Annotated in this window: 14 protein-coding genes; 7 read left to right on the top strand and 7 right to left on the bottom strand. The window is 37.2% G+C overall.

The annotated features are described in order from the left end of the window. Positions 1–41 precede the first annotated feature (41 nt). The 3 genes from CIK00_RS16665 (at position 42) to CIK00_RS21355 (ending at position 9,115) form a co-directional block, all read left to right on the top strand. Positions 42–7,994 carry an Ig-like domain-containing protein gene (locus CIK00_RS16665; protein ID WP_233426573.1) on the top strand — a complete coding sequence of 2,651 codons (7,953 nt, stop codon included), beginning with the start codon at positions 42–44 and terminating at the stop codon, positions 7,992–7,994. Between the two features lie 69 nt (positions 7,995–8,063). Beyond that, complete coding sequence (locus CIK00_RS16670) at positions 8,064–8,810, top strand: DUF2884 family protein (protein WP_101769785.1); 747 nt, start codon at positions 8,064–8,066, stop codon at positions 8,808–8,810. 149 nt (positions 8,811–8,959) lie between these two features. Further along, the gene (locus CIK00_RS21355; protein WP_162841613.1) at positions 8,960–9,115 is read left to right on the top strand and encodes a hypothetical protein; all 156 of its coding nucleotides are present in this window, start codon (positions 8,960–8,962) and stop codon (positions 9,113–9,115) included. A 90-nt stretch (positions 9,116–9,205) separates the two neighbouring features. Here CIK00_RS21355 and CIK00_RS16675 read toward each other — a convergent pair whose 3' ends face one another. From CIK00_RS16675 to CIK00_RS16685, 3 genes are read right to left on the bottom strand one after another with little or no spacing between them, the layout of a single operon-like run. Then, a complete protein-coding gene (locus CIK00_RS16675) occupies positions 9,206–10,456 on the bottom strand; it encodes an ABC transporter substrate-binding protein (RefSeq protein WP_101769786.1) in 1,251 nt (416 codons plus the stop codon). Next, positions 10,456–11,973 carry an ATP-binding protein gene (locus CIK00_RS16680; protein ID WP_167388572.1) on the bottom strand — a complete coding sequence of 506 codons (1,518 nt, stop codon included), beginning with the start codon at positions 11,971–11,973 and terminating at the stop codon, positions 10,456–10,458. The genes CIK00_RS16675 and CIK00_RS16680 overlap by 1 nt, the downstream gene beginning before the upstream one ends. Further along, on the bottom strand, positions 11,963–12,670 hold the full coding sequence (locus tag CIK00_RS16685) for a response regulator (protein ID WP_101769788.1): 708 nt from the start codon (positions 12,668–12,670) through the stop codon (positions 11,963–11,965). The genes CIK00_RS16680 and CIK00_RS16685 overlap by 11 nt, the downstream gene beginning before the upstream one ends. Positions 12,671–12,907: 237 nt before the next feature. Here CIK00_RS16685 and ptsG point away from each other — a divergent pair, with 237 nt between their 5' ends. Further along, positions 12,908–14,368 carry a glucose-specific PTS transporter subunit IIBC gene (gene ptsG / locus CIK00_RS16690; RefSeq protein WP_101769832.1) on the top strand — a complete coding sequence of 487 codons (1,461 nt, stop codon included), beginning with the start codon at positions 12,908–12,910 and terminating at the stop codon, positions 14,366–14,368. Positions 14,369–14,480: 112 nt separating this feature from the next. Further along, entirely contained in the window at positions 14,481–15,419 is a 939-nt protein-coding gene (locus CIK00_RS16695) for a PIG-L family deacetylase (protein ID WP_144043179.1), read from the top strand. A gap of 59 nt (positions 15,420–15,478) precedes the next feature. Here CIK00_RS16695 and CIK00_RS16700 read toward each other — a convergent pair whose 3' ends face one another. The 3 genes from CIK00_RS16700 to CIK00_RS16710 form a co-directional block, all read right to left on the bottom strand. Beyond that, positions 15,479–16,492 carry a phospholipase A gene (locus tag CIK00_RS16700; protein ID WP_167388573.1) on the bottom strand — a complete coding sequence of 338 codons (1,014 nt, stop codon included), beginning with the start codon at positions 16,490–16,492 and terminating at the stop codon, positions 15,479–15,481. A 190-nt stretch (positions 16,493–16,682) separates the two neighbouring features. Next, positions 16,683–19,067, bottom strand: a complete 2,385-nt coding sequence (locus CIK00_RS16705; protein WP_101769790.1) for a YgiQ family radical SAM protein — start codon at positions 19,065–19,067, stop codon at positions 16,683–16,685. Between the two features lie 224 nt (positions 19,068–19,291). After that, entirely contained in the window at positions 19,292–20,533 is a 1,242-nt protein-coding gene (locus CIK00_RS16710; protein WP_101769791.1) for a mechanosensitive ion channel family protein, read from the bottom strand. Positions 20,534–20,748: 215 nt separating this feature from the next. Between CIK00_RS16710 and CIK00_RS16715 the strand changes: the two genes are divergently transcribed. Next, positions 20,749–21,519: a ribonuclease H family protein gene (locus tag CIK00_RS16715; protein ID WP_101769792.1), complete on the top strand. Its 771-nt coding sequence runs from the start codon at positions 20,749–20,751 to the stop codon at positions 21,517–21,519. 93 nt (positions 21,520–21,612) lie between these two features. On the opposite strand, the gene CIK00_RS16720 is transcribed toward CIK00_RS16715, so the two are convergent. Next, positions 21,613–22,515 (bottom strand): LysR family transcriptional regulator, encoded by a 903-nt coding sequence (locus CIK00_RS16720; RefSeq protein WP_101769793.1) that lies wholly within the window; start codon positions 22,513–22,515, stop codon positions 21,613–21,615. A 171-nt stretch (positions 22,516–22,686) separates the two neighbouring features. On the opposite strand from CIK00_RS16720, the gene CIK00_RS16725 reads away from it, so the two are divergent. Continuing rightward, on the top strand, positions 22,687–22,902 hold the full coding sequence (locus CIK00_RS16725; protein WP_080159154.1) for a DUF1656 domain-containing protein: 216 nt from the start codon (positions 22,687–22,689) through the stop codon (positions 22,900–22,902). The last annotated feature ends 49 nt before the right edge of the window (positions 22,903–22,951 follow it).

Genomic DNA, 22,951 nt, shown 5'->3' on the forward strand with positions numbered 1-22,951 from the left:
AAGTCGGCGATACCGTTACGATTACGGTTGACGGACACGCGGTGGGTACCACGAAAGTTGTGGAGCATGACGGTAAGTTAACGTGGACGGCAGAGGTAGAGGGCAGCGCCTTAGCCGGTGCGAAGGCTGATAGTGTGACGGCAACCGTCACCACCACGGATGATGCAGGCAACAGTGCCACGGCGACGAATGTCGATCCTTACGGTGTTGATACTGACATTGCGGCAGCGATTACTATTACCTCGATTGCAACCGATAATAATGTGACAGGACCTGATTCTGAACAGTCCCAAGCGATTATTGGTACGGTTGGCGGCGATGTTAAAGTTAACGATATAGTTACCGTTACCCTTGATGGTAAAACGTTAGGGACCGCAAAAGTACAAGCGGATAAATCATGGAGTTTGTCCGTTGATGGCAAGGTCTTGTTAGATGCGAATACGGATCATGTTAGTGCTACGGTAACGAGCAAAGATACCGCAGGTAACAGCAAAACCGTGACCGCTGAGCATGATTATACCGTAAATGTTCATCCAACCATCGATATCAACCCGATTACGGGTGATGACGTGGTGACTGAGCACGAAGGTGAAGCGAAGCAGATTGTGGTCACTGGTACGGTGGCGGGTGATGCACAAAGTGGTGACAAGGTGGTTGTGACCATTGATAAGCAACACTATGACACCACGGTGAACTCGGACCTGACATGGTCAGTGAGCGTGGACAGTGCACAAATAACCAGTCACAGTGAAGTCAGTGCGTCAGTGACTACGACCCATTATGGTGATCATAATAATACCGCTTCATCGATTGAAGATTATAGTCAGGCTACGATAAAACTTGTTGAAGGTGATTTAGAACCTCGAATTAATCCTGATTATTTAGCTCAAAGTCACCATGATTTTACGGTGAAGGTGATAAATAAAGATTTAATTGCATCATCGTTATCGTTAGCTAAAGATACCGAATCTGTACTTATTAGTGAGTTAAATCAATTAACTTCTGGTGGGGATGCCCTTACTTTTAAGCCAACCACAAATGAACAGGGTGTGATCACTCTGACAGGTTATACCGCAAAGGATGACAAGGTTGTTTCATTAACCTTGACGCCTAGTGCGGATCAACAAGGTGATGTTACCGTAAGTATGACATTAACAGAATATCAACCGTTAGATCATCTTAGTCAGTCAGGAACTTATGTTAATGTTACTCGGGAAGGTGAACCATTAAATATTTCAGTACCTGTTCAATTGGGAAATATTGATGGTGATCTATTAGCGAAACCAATTGATGTTAACGTGACTATCAAAGATGGTGCATTGCCTGCCTTTGGTACTGATGCTACGTTAGATTACCAAGAAGCGGGGCATCAGACTCAAACGAATGGAAGTCATATTGAGTTAACGTTAGGCTCAGACACGATTAAGAGCTTGAACTTTGAGTTAAGTGATACAGCAAAAGCCACGTTAGCGGGATTAACATCGAATACTCAGGAAACGGAATATACTGTTGATGGGAATGTTATTCATGTCTTTACGGGCAAGGTATCATCACCAGCAACCGATGTATTAACCATTACCATTGAAAAGGATGGTAAGTACACGGTGACGCAGCATCAGGCGCTAGAGCAAAACAATAAAGCGGACGATATACAGCTTGATTTAGGTATTAAAGCGACAGACTTTGATAATGACAGCACAAGCAGTGCTATCAGTATCAAGATTGAAGATGGTCGTGATCCTGTTATAACTAATGCCTCAAGTATTACTGTACAAGAACATAATGAAAAATTGGACTCAGCAAAAGGTGATCTTACCGTTCAAGTTGGTTCTGATAATGTTATTGACTATAAAGTTGACATTGAATCGTTTAATAAAAATGTTCACATTACCTCTCATGATCAACTTGTACAACTAGTCCAAACAAGTAATGGATTGTATGAAGGAAAAGTGGGCGATGAAGTTATTTTCAAATATACATTAGTATCAACTGGACATTATGTATTTACAATGGTAGGTGAATTAGATCAAACGGGAACGGATAAGATAAAGTTTGGAATACCTGTTTATGCTATTGATGCTGATAACGATCATAGTAAAGCATTTAATGTTGAAATAAATGTTCAAGATGGTACTGCTGTTTTAGCTCCTGAGTCTGTTATTGGTAATGAAGATTCCAAAGGAATAGTTATTGATCCGATCACTGTTGATTTATTTGATATTGACCAAGGTGAAAAAATCGAAAAATTGACTATTAATGTCGGTGATAAATCACATGGTATATTTAAATATAATGGCAGTGTATTAGATGTTCATGATGGAAAAATCGAGATTTCGGGTAGTGAGTTTACATCTGTTGGTAATAATGCTGAATTTCAGTTATCTGGTCTGATATTTGTACCTGATCATGATTTTTCAACTTTTAGTAACGATCGTAAACCATTAACATTTGATATGGATGTTAGTGTTCATACAAAGACTACAGATATATTATTATCTCAACCTTTAAACATTACTGTATTAGGAATCGCGGATAAACCCGTTTGGTCAAGTAAAACAGTTGATCATTATACGATTAATGAAGATTCACCAAATGGCGCGAATTTAAATATTCTTGCTGAGCCAACAGATAAGGATGGTTCAGAACATGTCGACTGGTATCGTATTAGCTTACCTTCTGATGAGCATGGCAAAGTTTATGGTGATATTGCCATAATAAAAAATGGTGTTATTGAGAAATATATAAATAATGGTAGTTATGCTTCAGCCTCTGAGATAATGAATGTACATATTATCCCTAAAGCTAATTTTAGTGGCGATATTAAAGTTAATGTACAAGCTCTCAACTATGACTCACCTCAAGTAGTTGATGGTAAAGCGAGTGCATTTTCAGATATTAAAAACTTGACTATTAATGTACTTCCAGATGCTGATGAAGGATCTTTATCAACTAGTCATATTGAAAGTATTGAAGATCAAGTAATAAGATTAGTTGATGGAATTCATTTATTTGAATCTGTTGATCAGGATAAATCTGAGCATCTTTTTGTTCAACTGTCTGATTTACCTAAAGGTTTTAAATTGTTGCTAGATGGTCATGTTGTAGCAATGGATAACGGGAAATATGAGATTGCTTATGATCAGTTAGATCGTCTACAACTATCACCAAAGGATGATATTAGTGGCGATTTTAAAATCACAGTGACTGGGATTATTAAAGATATAGCTCATATTACCGTGGACGGTAAGACTGAAGAAAAAACAGATTCAATTGAGTTTGGAAAAAAATCATTAGACATTAATATTAAAGGTGATCCTGATACTCCAGTCATTGTTCCTGATACAATCGGTGGGTGGGAATCAGTAGATAAAGGTAAAGGTATTTGTACCGTTATTAATGAAAATGGTAAAACGTCACTAAATATAAACGTTAGTTCAGGTGAAGATTATAATGGGCATGCTCCTGATAAATCAGAAACATTAAGTGTGGTATTAAGTGATATCCCTGAAGGTGTTACCTTTGAAACAGCGGCTGGTCAAGACTTACCATTAGTCTACGCAGGGTTAGTGAATGGTCAGATAACTTATCAGTTAAAACTATCGGCGAGTGATGGCGAATCGATCAAAGATACCTTAAAAAATCTGACGATTGTCGCACCGAAAAATAGTACAGATACGATCAAGATGACGATGACAACGATTGTCACAGAGGACGATGGTAAGAGTAGTAATTCTCCCATTACTCAAGAGATTTACATCCATATTGTTCCGCAATTAGCACCATTAATATCGATAGGTACTGAAGATATTTCAACCGTCATTGATTGGGAGCCAAAAGCAGATGATGGTAAACCTATTGTCTTACCTATTGGTGAGACATTAGGTGGATTAACGATTAACGGCATAGAAGGTGGTTACTCGGTATCCATTGATGGTACCGCATTGCAGATAATCAACGGCATCGCTGTGTTAAGTAGTGACCAATTTAAATTTTTATTAAGTAATCCTGAGGCGTTAACGTTAACAGCACCCCATAATTCAGATAAAGATACAGCGCTAACGTTAGATTTTACGGTCGCTGTGGATTGTGGAAATAAGGAAACTACCGAAAAGCATATAACAGAGACAGTTAATGTTGATATAAAAGCGGCTGTTGAAGAAGGTGGTTTAGATATTAAACAAATTTTGCCAGGTGATAAAAGTCAAGTTGTTGTCGATGATGGCAAGTTTGCTCATGATCATTATGGTGAACAAGTATCCAATCCTGTTAAAAGTGATGAACAGGGTAAAGTTGATCTATCTGTTGCATGGGATTTGGATGGTACAGCTAACGATGGCTCTGAGTCTATTAAGAATGCAGTGATCACTGTCATGTCTATGACATTAAATAAAAACGATAAAGCAGATTTTATTGTTGAATATGGTCAAGGTGATCAAACTAAGGCAGCAATAAGTCTGGGTCATAACCAATGGTTAGTCCCTGAGTCTGGATTAGCACACCTTAATATCCAGGCGGTAAATGGTTATAAGGGGATCGCAACTGTTACCGTGAATGCTGACATTCTTGATAAGAGTGATGAGCAAATAAATGACACGAGTGATCAAGACAGCAAAGATATAACGAGTGAAAAAATTTATATCGATTTCTCCGGTGAGTCACAATCTGGTAGTAGTGGCGACAAAGATCAGGTCGATAATATTAGTCATATTGAGTTAGTGCATCCAAGTATATCGGGGTCGGAAGATACACCGACTTTATTAGGTAAGCAGCTGGTTAAACATTTAGAAATAACATCGACCGATTCTCAACCACAGGAAGGTCAGTTAACCTTTATTATTAAAGCTAATAGCCTACCGAAAGGAAGTGTCATAGAGGGCTCAGAAAAAATACATGTAGAATACAATTCTAGCTTGCATGAATATATAGTGACTGCGAATGCAAATAATATAACAACAGTGTTATCTGGCTTAACTCTTACCACTCCGACAGACTATGCAGGTAAATTTGATTTATCTGTCGATGTTGTGAATACAAACCCTAATACGGGAGAGATAATTCAAACTGGTGATGTTAAAGTGCCTGTTATAATTGCTCCTGTTGTTGATGAGCTTAAAGATGTAACTATTACCACTACTGATAAAGAAGATAGTAATGAGGTAATATTACATGTACATGTGCCGCTTACCGATAGTTCTGAAACAGTAAAAACAGTGACACTAACACTAGCGGATAGCAAGCAAGGTTACTTTATTGATCATGGTAAGTATGTTCAGACGATCATAGTTAATGAATCTGAGCTCAATAATATTAAATTTAAGCCTTCTGTTAAGCATTTCAGTGGTGAAGTGAAAATTAGCGGGGTCGTTGATATTGTTGATACTGGTGATGGCAAGGTAATAAGTGTAAGTGGTAACAAAAAATACTCAACGAGCGTTAACATTGAGCCAATTAATGATGATATTCAATGGGATGTTAAAGACACAACAATTTATGGATCTGAAGATTCAGACATTACGTTAAGCGGTATTTCAGGAAAGGTTGTTGATGCCGCTGAATCGATTTCTTCTATTAAGTTAGAACATGTTCCTGATGGTTTTATTGTTCATGGTGCGGTAAATAATAGTGATGGCGTGTGGACTATTGCAGTGCCAAAAGATAGCAAGTCGTTCAATTTAAATAATATCAGCATTACACCATCAGGTAATTTTAGTGGAAAAGCTGATATACAAGTTGTTGTTTATAATCAGGAGGAAGGTACTGCTTTACCTCATGAAAATGTGTATTCAAAACCGATAACAATCGATGTAAAGCCTGTCTCCGATGGTGTTGATACTAATATCAACACTAATATTTCAGGCAATGAAAATAGTCCGATCATCTTAGATTTAGGTATTAAAGCTTTTGATGATCAAAAAACCATTAATGATCCAGGAACAAATGTGCATGAGAATGGTGCTGAATCATTACAGGTCACCATTACTAATGTGCCAGATTCAAGTTCATTTACGCTTCCTGAAGGTGTTGCCGGAAGTGCTGAAAAGCAAGTTGATGGTTCATGGGTAATTAAAGGCATAGGCTCTCATCTTGATACGCTGATTTTCCATCCAGGTGATGCGAATAAGAATAATTGGAATGGTAAACTCAGCATTGATATTCATGCTGTTGATAATGGTGTTGTAGGTACAACGGTTGAGAAAACAATTCATGTGGATGTTAATGCTGTCAACGATGCGCCAGTGAATCATATACCATCAGATCCACTAACGGTTGATGAAGATAAGCCATTACTGATTAAAGGGCTGAGTATTTCTGATGTAGATAGCCATGATGACAATGCCAAGATGAACATGACAGTAACTTTAAAAGTTAAAGATGGTCATGTGTCTTTTGCTGATAATGTTGATACACATGGACTTAATATTAGCTATGACAAAGACCATAATATGGTCATTAATGGTAATATTAATACTATCAATAAAGCATTGGCTGAGGGTGTTACTTATCTTGGTAAGTCGAATTTTAGCGGTGTTGATACGCTTACAATGGTCACTGATGATAATGGTAACTCTGGTGCGGGTAATCCAATAAGCGTTACTAATACTATTAATATCAATGTTACGCCCAAAGCAGATGCGCCATCATTGAGTTTAAGTACCGATCATCTTCAAACTGCTGCGATTCAAAGTTCATTAGGAACAATGTTACCGTTGATTGGCTTAATTGTTGCGGCATCGGCTGATGCATCTGAGACACTTACTATAAAAATTAGTGACTTAGGCTCAGCATCGATTGTTGATAAAGCGGGTAATGTTATTGGTATTTATTTAGGCAATGGCGAGTGGCAGATTACAGCTCAGGATTTAAGTGACGTTTATATTAAAGATCTTGATCAAGGTAGCCATACCATTCGTGTTGAAGCGGTATCAACGGAATCTGATGGTTCCCAAGCTATATCGCCACCAGTAAACATCAATGTGGTTGTTGATGACCTTAGTGCTACTAATAATGTGATTGGTCAGAATAGTGCTTCCGACCAAGCTAACTTGGTGATTGATAGTACAGCACAAGCAACGTTATTGGGTGGTGATGGAAATGATATTTTGGTCGGTGGGTTAGCGTCTGATATTTTAGTTGGCGGTCGAGGCGATGATATCTTATGGGGTGGTGATCTCGATGGCAATGGTGATGGTGTTAAAGATACCTTCCTATGGTCTGACAGTGATTTTGGTACTGCTAATGCGCCAGCAACTGACACTATCATGGATTTTGAAGTCGGTATTGATACGATTAATCTTGGTGATGCGCTCGATAGTCAAAAGATTCAATCTTTGGATTATCTCAATAATCATTTGAATATTGTTGAGCAACAAGGTAATACCGAAATTCAGATTTTTGATGACCAACATCAAGTGGTGCAAAATATCATTTTGAATGGTGTTAGTCAGAATGATCTCTTTGGTGACAATACTGCCAGTATGACTAACGAAGATAAATTAGGTTCGTTACTTAATAGTGGTAACCTAGAGTTGAGCGATAATTTTGGTAATCAACAGGACAATACATTAATTGCTGATAACCAAGGCAAATCATTATTTGGTTTTGATAGTAATCATATTCTAGTTGCTGGACAAGGTAATGATATTTTAACTGGCGGTAGTGGTGATGATGTATTTACATGGCATGAAACGTCGCTTTCTACTAAAACTGATACTATTACTGATTTTGAGTTAGGTAAGGATAAGATCGATATTCGTGAATTATTAGCTAATGATGATAAGTCAGATATAGATGATTTATTAAAGCATGTTAGTGCAGATGTTGATAGTAAAGGTAATGTAAACCTTACGGTTGATAGTGATAATGGGCATACTCAAAATATCGATATTAATATCAATCCACATCATGAGTTAGGTTTAGCTGATGGCGTATCTTCTGCAGATATTGTGTCATCTTTGTTTAACCATAATGCATTTCAAGTTGATAATAACCACTAACATTAATTAAACTGAGAGAAGCAGCTTTAACGAGCTGCTTTTTTTGATCAAATTAAAGAGAAAATAGTGATGATAAAAGGGTTAATTGGCGGTTTACTGTTATTAAGTTCAAGTACTGTGTATGCACAAAGTTGTCCTGTTGATGTGCCTAACCCTATTCATATTGATAAAGGCAGTGTGTCTGTTTATGAAGCAGGAAAGCCTAAGTTATTGATTGATGATAACAATAATTTATTTATTAATGGTCAACAGGTTGATCTTAATGCGATGCAACAAAAAGCGTTAACAGCATACAGTGATAATATGCAAACCTATTTGCCGCAGATGGCAGCGTTAGCCCAACAAGGGACAGGCTTAGCTTTAGCTGTATTGAAAGATGTATCCAGTAGCTTTGATTCACAAGCGGCTTTTGCAAAAGTACAGACACTCGTTAATCAATTGAGTAAGCAAGCCCAACAAAAATTTCATAATCAACAGGGTGAGTTTGTAATGCCTGCTGATGTATTTAGTAGCATGGATACGACGTGGAAAACTGAATTTGAAAATGCAATGCAACAAGTGACCGTCGAATCGATCTCAAGTGTATTAGCAGCACTGGCTGATGAAATGAAAAATGGCGATGTAGATTTTAGTCAGATGCAGACGAAATTTTCACAGCTAAAGACCCAAATTACCGATACCGTGACTCAGCATAGTGGTGAAATGAAAGTGAAAGCCAATGATTTGTGCGGTTCAATTGAAGGGTTAGCAAAGCAAGAACAACAACTTCAACAAATAATTCCACAGTTACAAAATATACCTATGTTTAAAATGTAATTATTGTTCAATATAAGACACTATTAAAAATAGCACTATTAGGTGCTATTTTTATTAGTATTAACACCTACACTTGATAGAGGAGGTTGCAGTGTAAGGGTCGTTGGCTATCTATATATTTTTACTAGTTAAAGTCAAAGGAGTGCAGAATGTTTAAGTTATTGGTTATTTTTGGATTACTAGCTTTTGCTTATTGGGTTATTCGTTATTTATCAAAATCGCAGCAAAACCAGATTGTAACGGGATTAGTGGCCGTATTAGGCTCTGCTGCGATCATTTTTATTGGCTTTGAACTGTTTCGTTAATCGTATTTATTTACGAAAATAGTGATAAAAATAGAATTTGAATTGCTTTTTTGTTTATCTAAAATAGAAGAAATATGTATTGCCGTTATATTATTTTTCAAATATTTTGCTTCGAGCAATTTTAACTAATTGATTGATTGCTTGTTCTTCCGTTATTGTATCATCATTAAAATAGAGCATGATTAAATCTAACATTGCTTCTTGAAGTGGTATAGATACTGCCATTGAATCTGACATGCTTGGTAATAATGTATTGTGTTGTTCCGCATAGTTAAACTGTTGATTTGATATGTTTGAGCAATCATCAAATGATGACATATCGATATCTCTTAAGACTGGAATAGATCCTTTTTTTTGATTAAATTTAGATTGAAAGTCAGATGAGACGAGTGTTGTAGCAAGTTGTGTCACTATTTTATCTGATTTATTTGAACGTAATTTGAATAAGACTAGGCTATCCATATTGTAGATAAAGGTGTTTGTAGTTCCTGGCGCCGCAGTACAAAAATAATCTTTATTTGGCTTTAAACCTTTGGCTGTTAATTCTCCTTTTACCCAATCTCCTTGTAATTGCATTGCGGCTTCACCAGATATTATTGATGGCGTAATAGCATTCCATGCTGATGATTTTTTCACATTAATATATGGTTTAAGTTTTCTAAACGTAGAGAAGAGTGTACGGGTTTGTTCACTCATAATGATATCGATATCAAAATCTATTAATAATTGACGATAATATTCAGAGCCATGTAGACCAAGCGCCATGACTTCAAAGATAATCGCTAATTGCCAAGGATCATTACCAACGGCTAAGGCAGTTACTCCTTGTGATTTTAATGTACTAGCAACACTAAAAAAAGCATCCCATGTTTCTGGTGGGGTTAAATTATATTGGTCAAAGACTGTCTTATTACTCCATAACCAATTTACTCGGTGAATATTAATGGGAGCACTGACAAAATAACCTTGATAAGTATTTATATCTATTGCGATTTTTGGTAATCGTTCTCGCCACTTATGTTTTTTAGCAATATTATTAAGATCTGCTAGAAAACCAAGTTTTGCCCACGATTTAATCTCTGGGCCATTAATTTGAGCCATTTCTGGTGGATTACCTGCGATAGCACGAGCTTGGAGTACTGTCGTAGCTGTATCACCACCACTACCAGGAACGACGGCGTCATGCAATATTATATCTTGTCGCTCAAGTTCGTATCGAAGTTCATTCAATGCTAATTGCTCACTGTCTGAACTCCACCAATGTAATACTTCTATTTGGTTTGCTTGGCTGTTTAATGATGATATACAGACAAAGAATAACCCTAAAATACGACAAAACATTAGTCTTCCCTCGGAAGGGATAAAACAACAATTAAACCACCATCTTGATGATTTTTAAGTATTAATTTTCCATGGTGGCTGAGTACGATATTACGAACGATACTTAAACCTAATCCTGTACCTTCTTGTTTTTCATGTGCGACACGAAAGTAAGGTTCAAATACTTTTTCTCTTAGTTCATCTGGAATACCTTTACCGTAATCTCGAAATTGAATAGTAACCTGATCATTATGATCGCTGAGTGAGATATCTACACTATTACCGTATTTAACCGCATTTTCCATTAAGTTGTTGAGCATGCGTTTGAAAGCTACTGGCTTACCCAATAGGGGAGCATTAAGTATTCCGTGAAGAAAAACTCGAGGTTTGTCTGCATTATAGATTTGGCTGAGTTCTTTTAATATGACTTCTATATCGACTTGTACGAGTTGTTCTTTTATATCTGTATTTTTTATGTAATGTAGAGCGCCTTCTACCATAAACTCTAATTCATTAAGTGAACGTTTAAATTTTTCTTTCTCTGCTTCATTTTCTAGCATTTCTATACGTAACTTAAGACATGCAATAGGGGTTTTAAGATCGTGTGAAATAGTACCAAAAAGTAGATCTCTATCGCGAATATATGCTCGTATACTTCTATTCATGGTATTAAATGCATGTACTGCCGCGACAAGTTCACCACTTCCTTCTTCTTTGATAATGTGTGCATCCATTTTATTTCCCATCATTTTTGCTGCTTGAGCTAATTTATTAATTGGACGTATTTCGTGACGAACTAAAAACCAAGTACAAAGAAGAATGCTTATAGATGTGAGTAAAATAAAATTGAATTGACGAGAGTCTAAAAATTGAATTTCGAGATCAATATATGGAGCAGGAAGATTTGTCGCTAAATATAACCATTGTTCATGGGTATCGACGTTACTTTGCTTTTCTGTTGGAAGTCGAAATTGCATGACCAACACTGGTGGATCATGTTTTGCTTTTTCAATGGTATATCGAGCAAATGCTCGAGGAATATCATCCAATGGTACTTCTGCATCATAAGCCCTAAGTTGATCCCGCCTTGTGAAATCAACATTGATATCTATTTTTTCATCTAGAAAATCAATAAGATTGTGTGTGATCTTTGTCGTTAAAGCTTGTTTTAATTCTGTTTCTGGTAGTCCTGATATTGGGATCGACTTACTATTGAGAGAAATGAAAAATCGAGTTCCGCCCATACTTCTATTTTGCTCTAAAACTAAATGACGACTGGCTTTAGGAAGTTTTTGATAATATGACACAGTGTAGGCGGCCATTGAGGCTATGTTTTCTAACGCAACCTCTAAGCCTTCTTTTTCTTTCAGATATATATTGCTATACCAAACCGCACTTGTAATAATTTGCGACGAGAGAATCACCAAAGAAAGCATGATGATGAATCTACTGGCTAATCCTAAAGGGAAAACTTTATGATAGAAACGGTTAAATGACCAATTATTTATGCGTGTGGATGTGTGTATATTAAGACTCATGGATAGTATCCGTATTGAGCATGTAGCCTTCATTTCGTAGAGTACGGATCACTGAGTGGTTGGTATCATCTAATTTTGTTCTTAATCGACTAACTTGAATATCAATACCTCTTTCTAAAGGCATAGCTTCACGGCCTCTAATTGTTTCAGATATTATGCTTCGGCTTAATGGCTTATTCGGGTGACGAAGAAAAAGAGTTAACAGACTAAAATCTGCACCAGAGAGCTTTCTTTCTACGCCATCTGGAGCTATTAATACTCGCATTAACATATCAAGCTTCCATTCTGAAAAGCATATATAACGTGAATGTTCTAATCCTTGACTAAATTGTGAACGACGTAACAAGGCTTTAATTCGTGCGAGTAATTCACGAGGGCTGAATGTTTTAGTTATATAGTCATCAGCACCTAACTCAAGTCCTGTTACCCTATCTATCTCATCTGTCACAGCAGTTAACATAATAATGGGAACATTTGATGTTTTTCGAATTCTATTGCATAAAATAAATCCGTCATCGCCAGGTAACATAATATCTAAAATAATAAGATGAGGTTCACTTATAGCGAGGATTTTATTCATCTCTTCGCCATCACTTGCGGTAGTGACTTTAAATCCTGACTTAGTTAGATATGCGCTTAATGCATCTCTTAAATCTTCACTATCATCAACGATAAGTACTCTTTTTTGGCAAACCATATGTTACTGTCCTTGTGAATGTGTTCCATACTAGATAGTGCACTATCCCAAACTATTCAGGAGACGGTACAGTAGTATTTGTGACTGTTATCACGTCAATATTTATGTTTCCTCCCTTATGTAACTGAATGGATACAAAACGATTTCCAAATGATACCTAAGCAATGGATTTTATAGATAAGATAGAAAGTGAAACACACCCAAGATGTATTAACTTTTTATTTACAAGGACGTGTTATGTTGAATTCATTATTTGGATATGCCCAAAAAATAGGTCGCTCATTAATGCTACCTGTTGCTGTATTGCCTGCTGCCGGTTTAATGCTAGGTTTAGGTAACTTTGGTTTATCACAGCATTTATTATTTCCAGATGCTTTCTGGTCTATTATGATGCAATCGGCTGATATGATTTTCAGTAATATTACGTTGCTGTTTGTTATTGGTGTTTCGATTGGGTTGGCTAAAAATAATGATGGTACTGCAGCACTAGCGGCAGTGGCTGGCTGGATTGCATTTAATGCCTCAATGGGACGCACTGTTGTATTAAGAGGTATTGAGGTACATCAGAGTTACTTAACTCAAGTTATGGGTATAAGTAGTTTAAATACAGGTATATTTGGTTCATTGTTGATCGGTATACTTGCCGCTTATTTCTTTAATCGATACCACACGATCAAGTTACCAGATTACCTTGCATTTTTTGCAGGTAAGCGATTTGTTCCTATCATTACTGCTTTTACTTCTCTTTTTATTGGTATTCTTTTTGCGTATATTTGGCCATTTATAAGTCAAGCCATTTATAGTGGTATTGATGGAATTAGTAGCTTAGGTCAACCTCTGGCATTTGGTATTTATGGTTTTGTTGAGCGTGCACTTATTCCGTTAGGTCTACATCATGTATGGAATGCAGTATGGTTTTTTGAAGTCGGCAGTTATGTTAATGAAGCGGGAGATATAGTTCGTGGTGAGCTTTCACGTTTCTTTGCTGGTGATAAAAGTGCCACAGGTTTGAGTGGCGGTTTTATGTACACTATGTGGGCGCTTCCTGCTGCTGCTTTGGCTATATATCATTGTGCAAAACCAAAGCGTAAAGTTATGGTTGGTGGTCTTATGGCTTCTGCGGCATTTACTTCTTGGTTAACGGGTATTACAGAACCGATTGAGTTTACCTTCCTTTTCGTCGCTCCAATGCTTTATTTCATACATTGTATTCTCACAGGGGTTGCTTTTGCTATCACTAATTCTTTTGCAATCCTACATGGTACTGATTTCGCACACGGTGCTCTGCAGTTCTTTCTTTATTGGGGTTTATCAGAAAATGCAGTTTACTATTTCATTATAGGACCACTTTGGTCGGTACTTTATTACGTCTTGTTCCGTTTTGCGATTACTCGTTTTGATATTAAAACTCCTGGGCGAGAAAATGATATGGAATCTGAAATAGTTGAATTTGCAGGTCAAGAATTAGCAAGTAATTTAGTGGTAGCCATGGGAAGAAAAGAGAATATTATCAGTATTGACGCTTGTATTACCCGTTTACGCGTTGAACTTAAAGATATTAACAATGCAGATATTCCTCGAATTAAGCAATTAGGTGCAATTGATGTCGTTATTGTTGGAAATAACTTACAGGCTATATTTGGTACCCAGTCTGACAATATAAAAACTGAAATGGCGACAGTACTTAGTGCACTTTAATGAGGGTAGAGTTTTATAATATTGAGATCAAAAGTATATTAAATTGAAATTATTTAAACCGAATATAGTAAGAATCTGTAAATTATTATTTAATAAGTAAATAAGGAATACCATGAACAGGATGTTATTTAAATTTATATTGCCTATTATGCTTAGTCTAGGTGCACAAAATGCTACTGCTGATATTTATAATCTTGAAGGGAAAGAAAATTTAATCATTATTAGTCCTCATCAGGATGATGCTTTACTCACTTTTGGTGGATATCTTCAGTTCTTAAAAAATGCGGGTAAACTTGATTCCGTTAGAACTGAAATAAATGTCATGATTGGTTTATCTAATTATTCAACTAATTGGCATAACGTTATTTCTGAGCACCGTATTATGCATATCGCTCAAAATCGTTATTCAGAAGATCTTACTGGTTTATCTGAACTTTTAGGTGGATGGGATAAATTTCGTTATAAAATACAAGGTCTTTGGGATGCACCATTACGAGGTTATGAAGGTGGTGTTACTGCTGGTGGCGGCTCATCTGGTACATTTAAAGATTTTCGTTTAGAAGAAATTGCTGAATTTAATCATGCTGTAGAAATTATTAAACCCATGCTAATTAATGATAAATCATTTGTTCTTGTTCCTATTGCTAACGGTAATCATATTGATCATTTCATCATGAAAGAAGCAGTAATTAAAGCCGCTTATGCTCTTGGTGATAAAGCTCAAGCAACTATTATTTTTGGACAAGATCAGCCATATACAGGCGCTAATCCTAGTGATGAAAATAATGAAATTAATGCATTGATAAAACGTTTACCACCTAATTCAATAACTAAAAACTATGTATCACTAGCTAAAGATAGTAATGGTGAAACATCAAAACTTCGGATATATAAAAAAGATTATTTTACACAATATGATGAAGGGTATTTAACTCCTTTAGAAAATAATATTGAAGAAATACTTTATATTTGGAAACCAGAGACCTATAAATTTGTTCAAAGTCATGCTGATTGTCGAGACGATCAAATATTCTGTCAATTAGCGCAATAAAGATAACTAAAAGCCAATGCAAATATGCGTTGGCTTTTGTTTATTAATGATAAGGATTGTTAGAGCAAATCCGTTAATGCAACACCGATACCCAGTCGTTGTTGTTTGTGATTGTAATCAATTAGGTTCTCACCATAACCCGTTGAATATTTAGTATATCCTCGCAACTTACCCCATAAAGGGAAGGTCATACCAAGTTCACCATAGCCTTTGTTCGTCGAAAAATTTTGACGACCAGTAAAACTAAATTCGTAATCTTGCCACTTATAAACAGCATTAACTTCATAATGTCCCATAAAATCAATGACATCTGGGTTATCGTCTCCTTTGGGAGATGCTGGATTGTCTTTTTTATCTTCAGGAATTCGCCACCAAGGGCGTAGTGATAATACGAAATTCCCTTTTTCAACAATCAAATCAGTATAGACCCGGTTCCAGCTACGAGATAATCCTTGAGTACGGCCATTTGATTGATGTTCTATGCCTAACGTTATCCACGTATTGGCTTCAAAAGGTGTCCAAGGGGTTGGTGCGAGGTAAAATAGTTCAGGGCGATAGTTGGTTTCTCTAAATGGACGTGAGATATCCTCAGCATACAGTTGCCAATATGATTTCAATGTAAACGCTGCAAATAAACCATCATTGTGAATAAATAAATCGTCATAATTTAATGGTGTTTTAAAACTGATTTGAAATTCTGCTTCAGCATTCTTCATTTTACCGCCCCATTGACTGTCCTTATAAGCAGAGTTGTTAATGCTGTCAGTCATTACGATTGGTAATAAATAATTCATACGATGAGGCGTGATAACAAAAGGATTTAATGCGTTGTTACGTTCATCTTGTAAACGTTGAGACATAAGAGATGGCTGTGACGGCGGAACAACAGTGATAGGTGCGGTTTTAGCAATACTCTCAGAGCAGCGCGAGCGAATGTCATTCAATGTTAGCATGCCATTTTGTGTTTTTACTGCATTGAGTAGGCAAGTATCATAATCTGGAGATGTGCTAGCAATGGCAGTACTTGCAATGAATAATGAAGAAGTAAAGCAAACCGTATAAATACATCTCACAATGATCAGTTATCCCTAAAAAATTGAAAATAAGACGTTGCTAATGAATTGTGTCTTTTATATTACGATTAGTGTACCTAATTAATCATTCAAATGAATAACATTAAGTTGAGTATTTGTAAAAAAAAACGCCGTCTTAAAAAAGACGGCGTTTATTATTAAATCATTAGTTTTTTATATTCAGTGCTAATTATGCACCAGTACGACTGCGCGTTGGCTTTCCATTTGGTCGTTGACCACTAGGTTTGCCATTACGATTCGCTGGGTGGCCACTGCCACTTGCTTGAGCTGGTTTACCATTACGATTATTACTCGTATTGGTCGTGTTATTATTGCTGCCACCACGATTGCTGTTTGTGCTCGTTTGTGCAGTTCCGCCATTACGAGAGCCGCTTGCTTGAGGTTTGCCATTACTAGCCGGCTTACCATTGCGGTTACTCTGAGGGCGTTTACCATCAGTGCGAATATCAGGTTGATTTGGGTTCTTGGTCGCAAAACGTTTAGAACCATGACGACCTGAACCACGACGCTCGGCTGGCGTCATTTCTGCTTCACTGCCAGCTTCTGGCACTAAACAGTTAGGACGATTACCGATGAGATACTTTTTACCCATGGTAATTAACGCATCACGGATAAGAGGCCAGTTTAGTGGATCGTGGTAACGTAAGAGCGCTTTATGAAGGCGGCGTTGACGTTCACCTTTAGCGACAAATAAATCTTCACGGCCTTTGTACTTCACTTTCTTCAACGGGTTTGTTTCTGAGTGATACATTGCCGTTGCATTACACATTGGTGATGGGTAGAAGTTTTGGACCTGATCACACTGATAATCGTTTTGTTTAAGCCATAATGCTAAGTTCAACATGTCTTCATCCGTTGAACCTGGGTGCGCTGAAATAAAGTAAGGAATAAGGTATTGTTTTTTCCCTGCTTCTTGGCTGTACTGCTCAAACATCGATTTAAAGCGATCATAAGTGCCCATACCCGGCTTCATCATCAGATCAAGAGTGCCTTTCTCTGTGTGCTCAGGTGCAATTTTTAAGTAGCCACCCACATGGTGAGTCACAAGTTCACGGACATATTCAGGTGATTCTACGGCTAAATCATAACGAACGCCTGATGCGATCAGGATCTTTTTAATGCCTTTAACGCCACGAGCACTGCGGTATAAATCAATCAGATGCTGATGGTCAGTGTTCAGTTTTTCACAGATCTTAGGGAAGATACATGATGGACGACGACAGTTTGCTTCAGCGCGTGGATCAGAACAGCCTAAACGATACATGTTTGCTGTTGGGCCACCCAAATCAGAAATAGTACCGGTAAAACCTGGAACTTTATCGCGAATATCTTCTAGTTCATGAAGAATTGATTCTTGCGAGCGGTTTTGAATAATACGGCCTTCGTGTTCAGTAATAGAACAGAAAGAACAACCACCAAAACAGCCACGCATGATGTTAACCGAGGTTTTAATCATGTCATAAGCTGGAATTTTTGCTTTACCGTAGCTTGGGTGAGGTACGCGAGCAAAAGGTAATCCAAATACAAAGTCCATTTCTTCGGTAGACAATGGAATCGGTGCACGGTTGATCCACAATTCACGATCAGCGTGTTTTTGAATTAATGCACGTCCAGAATAAGGGTTAGTTTCTAAGTGCATTACTCGGCTAGCGTGCGCATATAAAATACGGTCATTTGCCAACTTTTCATATGATGGCAAGCGTACGACTGTATTTTCAGCATCATGACGAGATGGACGAACGTGAATAACTTGTGGTTGTTTTTCTTTTTCTTCTTTATTAGAAGCGCATGTCTCTTCGGTGGCATATGGATTTTGCATCACCATTGGACGACCAGGTTTTTCAATGCGTGATGAATCAATTTCCTGATAACGCTCAGGAATATCTTTGATCATTACCGCAGTGCCTGCAATGTTAGTTAATGACTTAATATCTTCGCCATTGGCAATACGGTGTGATACTTCAACTAGCGCCCGTTCAGCGTTACCAAATAATAAAATATCTGCTTTCGCATCCATCAATACTGAACGACGGACTTTGTCTGACCAGTAATCGTAGTGAGCGAGGCGACGTAAACTAGATTCAATACCACCTAAAACAATAGGCGCTTCTTTATATGCTTCTCGACAGCGTTGAGAATAAACTAAGACGGCGCGGTCTGGACGTTTACCACCTTCATTATTAGGCGTGTAAGCATCATCTTTACGTAGTTTGCGATCAGCGGTATAGCGGTTGATCATTGAATCCATGTTACCAGATGTTATACCAAAATAAAGATTGGGTTGACCTAACGCCATGAAGTCATCTTTATTGTCCCATTTAGGTTGGGCAATAATACCAACGCGAAATCCTTGAGATTCTAGTAAGCGACCAATGACCGCCATACCAAAACTAGGATGGTCAACATAGGCATCACCAGTAACAATGATAATGTCACAGCTGTCCCAACCAAGTGCATCCATTTCTTTTCTAGATGTTGGTAAGAATGGGGAGGTGCCATAGCATTCAGCCCAATACTTAGGATAGCTATCAATAGGAGTTACTTTAGTGTGCATGTTTTGACCTCTGTATTTTGAGGCGGGAATTATAGCGGCTCATAAAAAGGCTGGCTAGTGATTATAAATATTGATGTTAAACAAAGTTTTTAATAAATTGGCATTGGAGTTGTAACTATCGCTATTTATTGTGTGATATGAAGCGCTAATATGAATGATTTTTTTGTAATAACAGACGTATTGAATGTTAAAAATAATCATCCAATACGTCGAAAACAGCAGTGTTAGGATGCCGCAACACTAGCTTGTAAACTACGTACATCTGAGCCATCAGGGCTTTGATACACGGCAAGCCCAAATTGAGGCAAAATGGCTAACACATGATCAAAAATATCTGACTGAACCGCTTCATAAAAAGCCCAGCGTGTATCATTAACAAACACATAAATTTGAACGGGTAATCCCTGAGCACTTGGTTCTAACTCGCGTACAAGAAAAGTCATGTCTTGGCGAATTTTACTGTTTTGTTTTAGGTAAGCTTCTAAGTAGGCGCGAAATACCGTTATGTTAGTTAATTGAAGTGCATGTGCGTTACTTGTCGTGATTTCAGCATTTCTCTTGGTTATAAAGTCCGCCACATAAGGGATTTGCGATAATTTTTGTTGTTGCTGTTCATCGATAAATTTAATAGTTTCAATATCAATTAGCACTGAACGTTTAATGCGTCGACCACCAGATTCTTGCATTTGACGCCAGTTAATAAACGAGTCTTGTACTAATGCATAAGCGGGAATATTGGTAACGGTATTATCCCAGTTTTTTACTTTAACTGTTGTTAAAGAAACTTCATCAATACTGCCATTAGCACCATATTTATCCATTTGGATCCAATCACCCACTTTAACCATTTGGTTAGCTGACAGTTGAATACCTGCGACAAAGCCTAAAATAGTATCGCGGAAGACTAATAATACTAAACCTGTTGCAACGCCTAGGCCACTTAAAAAGTAAATTGGTGAGCGGTTAGCAAGCACTGAAATAGCAATAATAAACCCAATAAAAAAGATAATAAGTTTTGATAATTGAACAAAACTTTTTACCGGCAAATTACGGCTGATTTGATTAATATCGGCCATATCATTAGTGGCATCAAGGAAGGCATAAGTACTTCTTACTAATACAATAATCAACCATAAGCTTAATGTGCGATCAATAAAGCTACTGAGGAGTGCATGTTTATCTAATACAAGTGGTATAACAAGATTGAGCACCATTGCAGGGATGGTTAATGAGAGCTTTTCAAAGACTTTATGCCGTACCATGACGTGTCCCCATGTTGCTTGGGAACGTTTAATAGCGGAGCGCAATATCGCGAGCAATCCCCAGCGAACAAAGACATAAACTAAGAAAGCGACTACACAACAAAGTATTATAAAGACAGCGGTTGAAATACTATCTTGTGGTTGAACATTAATCCCAAGCTGTGACATGCCATTAGCAATGTCTAAGCGTATTTTATGGCTCAAAACTGAACTCCAAACTCACCTGTAAATAAAAATGTAAGTTGCTCGATATTGTCATTGGTTTGAGAACACATTGATAATGAATACGAGTATTTTTTTATAGTGGTGTTTATCTTAGCATAATCAGAAAGGTACATTAGTGGTAGAATCTTAGAATACTAAGTCTGTATGTTCGTTTGAGCAATCAGTACGATATTAAAGAGAGTGTGGAGAAACAGGTGGCCAAAAAATATTATGTTGTTTGGAGTGGTCGTGAACCGGGTATTTACAGTGACTGGGCAAGTTGTAAGCAGCAAGTAGATAAATTTGCAGGGGCACGATATAAATCATTTCCAACCCAAGCTGAAGCGGTCACAGCTTTTGGAAAACCAGCGCAAATTTCTGGTTCATCACCACAATTTAAAAAAACATCAGCAAAACGTACCACAGCAAGTAAAGGTTCATTAACCAGTGAACAAGTCCATGCGTTAACGGCTGACGTTAAAATTTTCACGGATGGTGGCTGTGATCCTAACCCCGGTAAAGCGGGATCTGGATTGGCGTTATACCGTAATAACCAGCTAAGTGAGCTATGGTATGGCTTATATGAGCCGATGGGCACCAATAATACGGCCGAGTTAAATGCACTTCATCAAGCGCTGATCTTAGCCGAAAAGGTATTGGCTCAAGGGTCTGCCGTGGCGGTTTTTTGTGATTCAAAATATTCGATACAATGTATTACCCAATGGGCGATAACATGGCAAAAAAATGGTTGGAAAAAGGCTGGCGGTGAGATAAAAAACCTCGCGTTAATTCAACAAATGTTCACTCGTTACCAAGCATTAAAATCACAACTTATGATTCACCATGTCAATGGTCATGTCGGTATTGAAGGTAATGAACTTGCTGATCGGATGTCAATTTTAGCGGTTGATACAAAAGTCGTTGATTTCTGTTTATATCAACCGCCTTATGATTTACCTGCTTTACTTGCACTTCGCGCAGGTTAATAAACCATTGGAATATTTATTGCTCAGTTACAAATTAATCTCTGCGTTAGCGGAATGATTTGCAATTGAGCTATTTATTATTAACGTAGAGCACTATTTAATATTTAGTTGGTTCTTTATTGCACGTTGTAGAAAATCATTTAATAACGTTAGTCGAGACGTTTGTCGTAATGACGGTTTATAAAGCATAAATAGATCAATTTTGGGTAATTGATAATCCGCTAATATTTGGACTAATATTCCCGAATCTAATGCTGCTTGAACTTGAAAGTTAGGTTGTATTGTTATTCCCGCACCTTCCATCGCCGCTGCGAGCATCGCTTGTCCACTATTGATTGTAAATCGCGATGAAATACGCGGTGAAAAATGATCGCCAGCTTGATTTTTAAAGCACCAACAATAGGCATTATAGGCTGTTGTGTGTCTCAAACATTGATGATGCTCTAATGCTTTTGGTTCTCGTGGAACACCGTGTTGTTGTAAATATTCTGGCGTAGCACAAGCAATCATCTCGAAGCTGCAAATTTGGTGTCCGACTAAAAACTCATAACCTTCAATACGATCATGAAAAATAAGATCGTAGCCATTTCGATGAATATCTGGTGGATTATTATCTAATGTTAAATTGATTTCTAATTGTGGATATTGTTGAATAAATTGACCTAATAAAGGGGAGAGTAGGCTAATACCTAAATTTACACCGCAATATATCTTCAACTTACCCACTGGCTCATTGAGATCCAGATAAATGTCTTCTTGGGCGGCTTTCATTTCCGATAAAATGTTAAGGCACCGTCGATGAAATTGTTCGCCAGCGGTGGTTAGCGCTTGAAAACGTGTTGATTTAGCGAGTAATTTAACACCTAATGACGATTCTAATCCGTGAATGTGCTTGCCTACCATTTGTGCACTGATATCACGTTCTTCTGCGACTGCCGCAAATGAACCTAATTCAACCGCTCTTACAAAGATTTCAATGCTTGTTATACGATCCATTTTGGCAATTCCTAACAAAAAATTGTGATAATTTCTATCATTAGAAACTCATAGTTGTGATTGTATTCCATATTCGTATCTTTATTTAAGTTAATAATATGACTATGATTACACTTTATTGTAAATAAATTTTTTATTACTTATATAAACTCACAGTAGCGGACAACAACCATGCTAAATCTCGTACCTAAAGAGATTGCTATCGGAGAAATTTACTTTCCGCCTCTTCTGATTTCAGGTTTTATCGCAATTATTTGTACCTCTTTAACTGTCCGTCTTTTTAATACGGTTAAATGGTATCGATATGTATCAAACCCACCGTTAGTTGAGTTATCGATTGCAGTTATTTATACCGTGCTCATTAGTACGTTTATTTTTCCGTCATAATGATTTCAAACTATGTTAAGAGATCGTTCTAATACTCTGTAGTAATTTG

Source organism: Photobacterium carnosum (assembly GCF_002849605.1).
Lineage (GTDB): Bacteria > Pseudomonadota > Gammaproteobacteria > Enterobacterales > Vibrionaceae > Photobacterium > Photobacterium carnosum.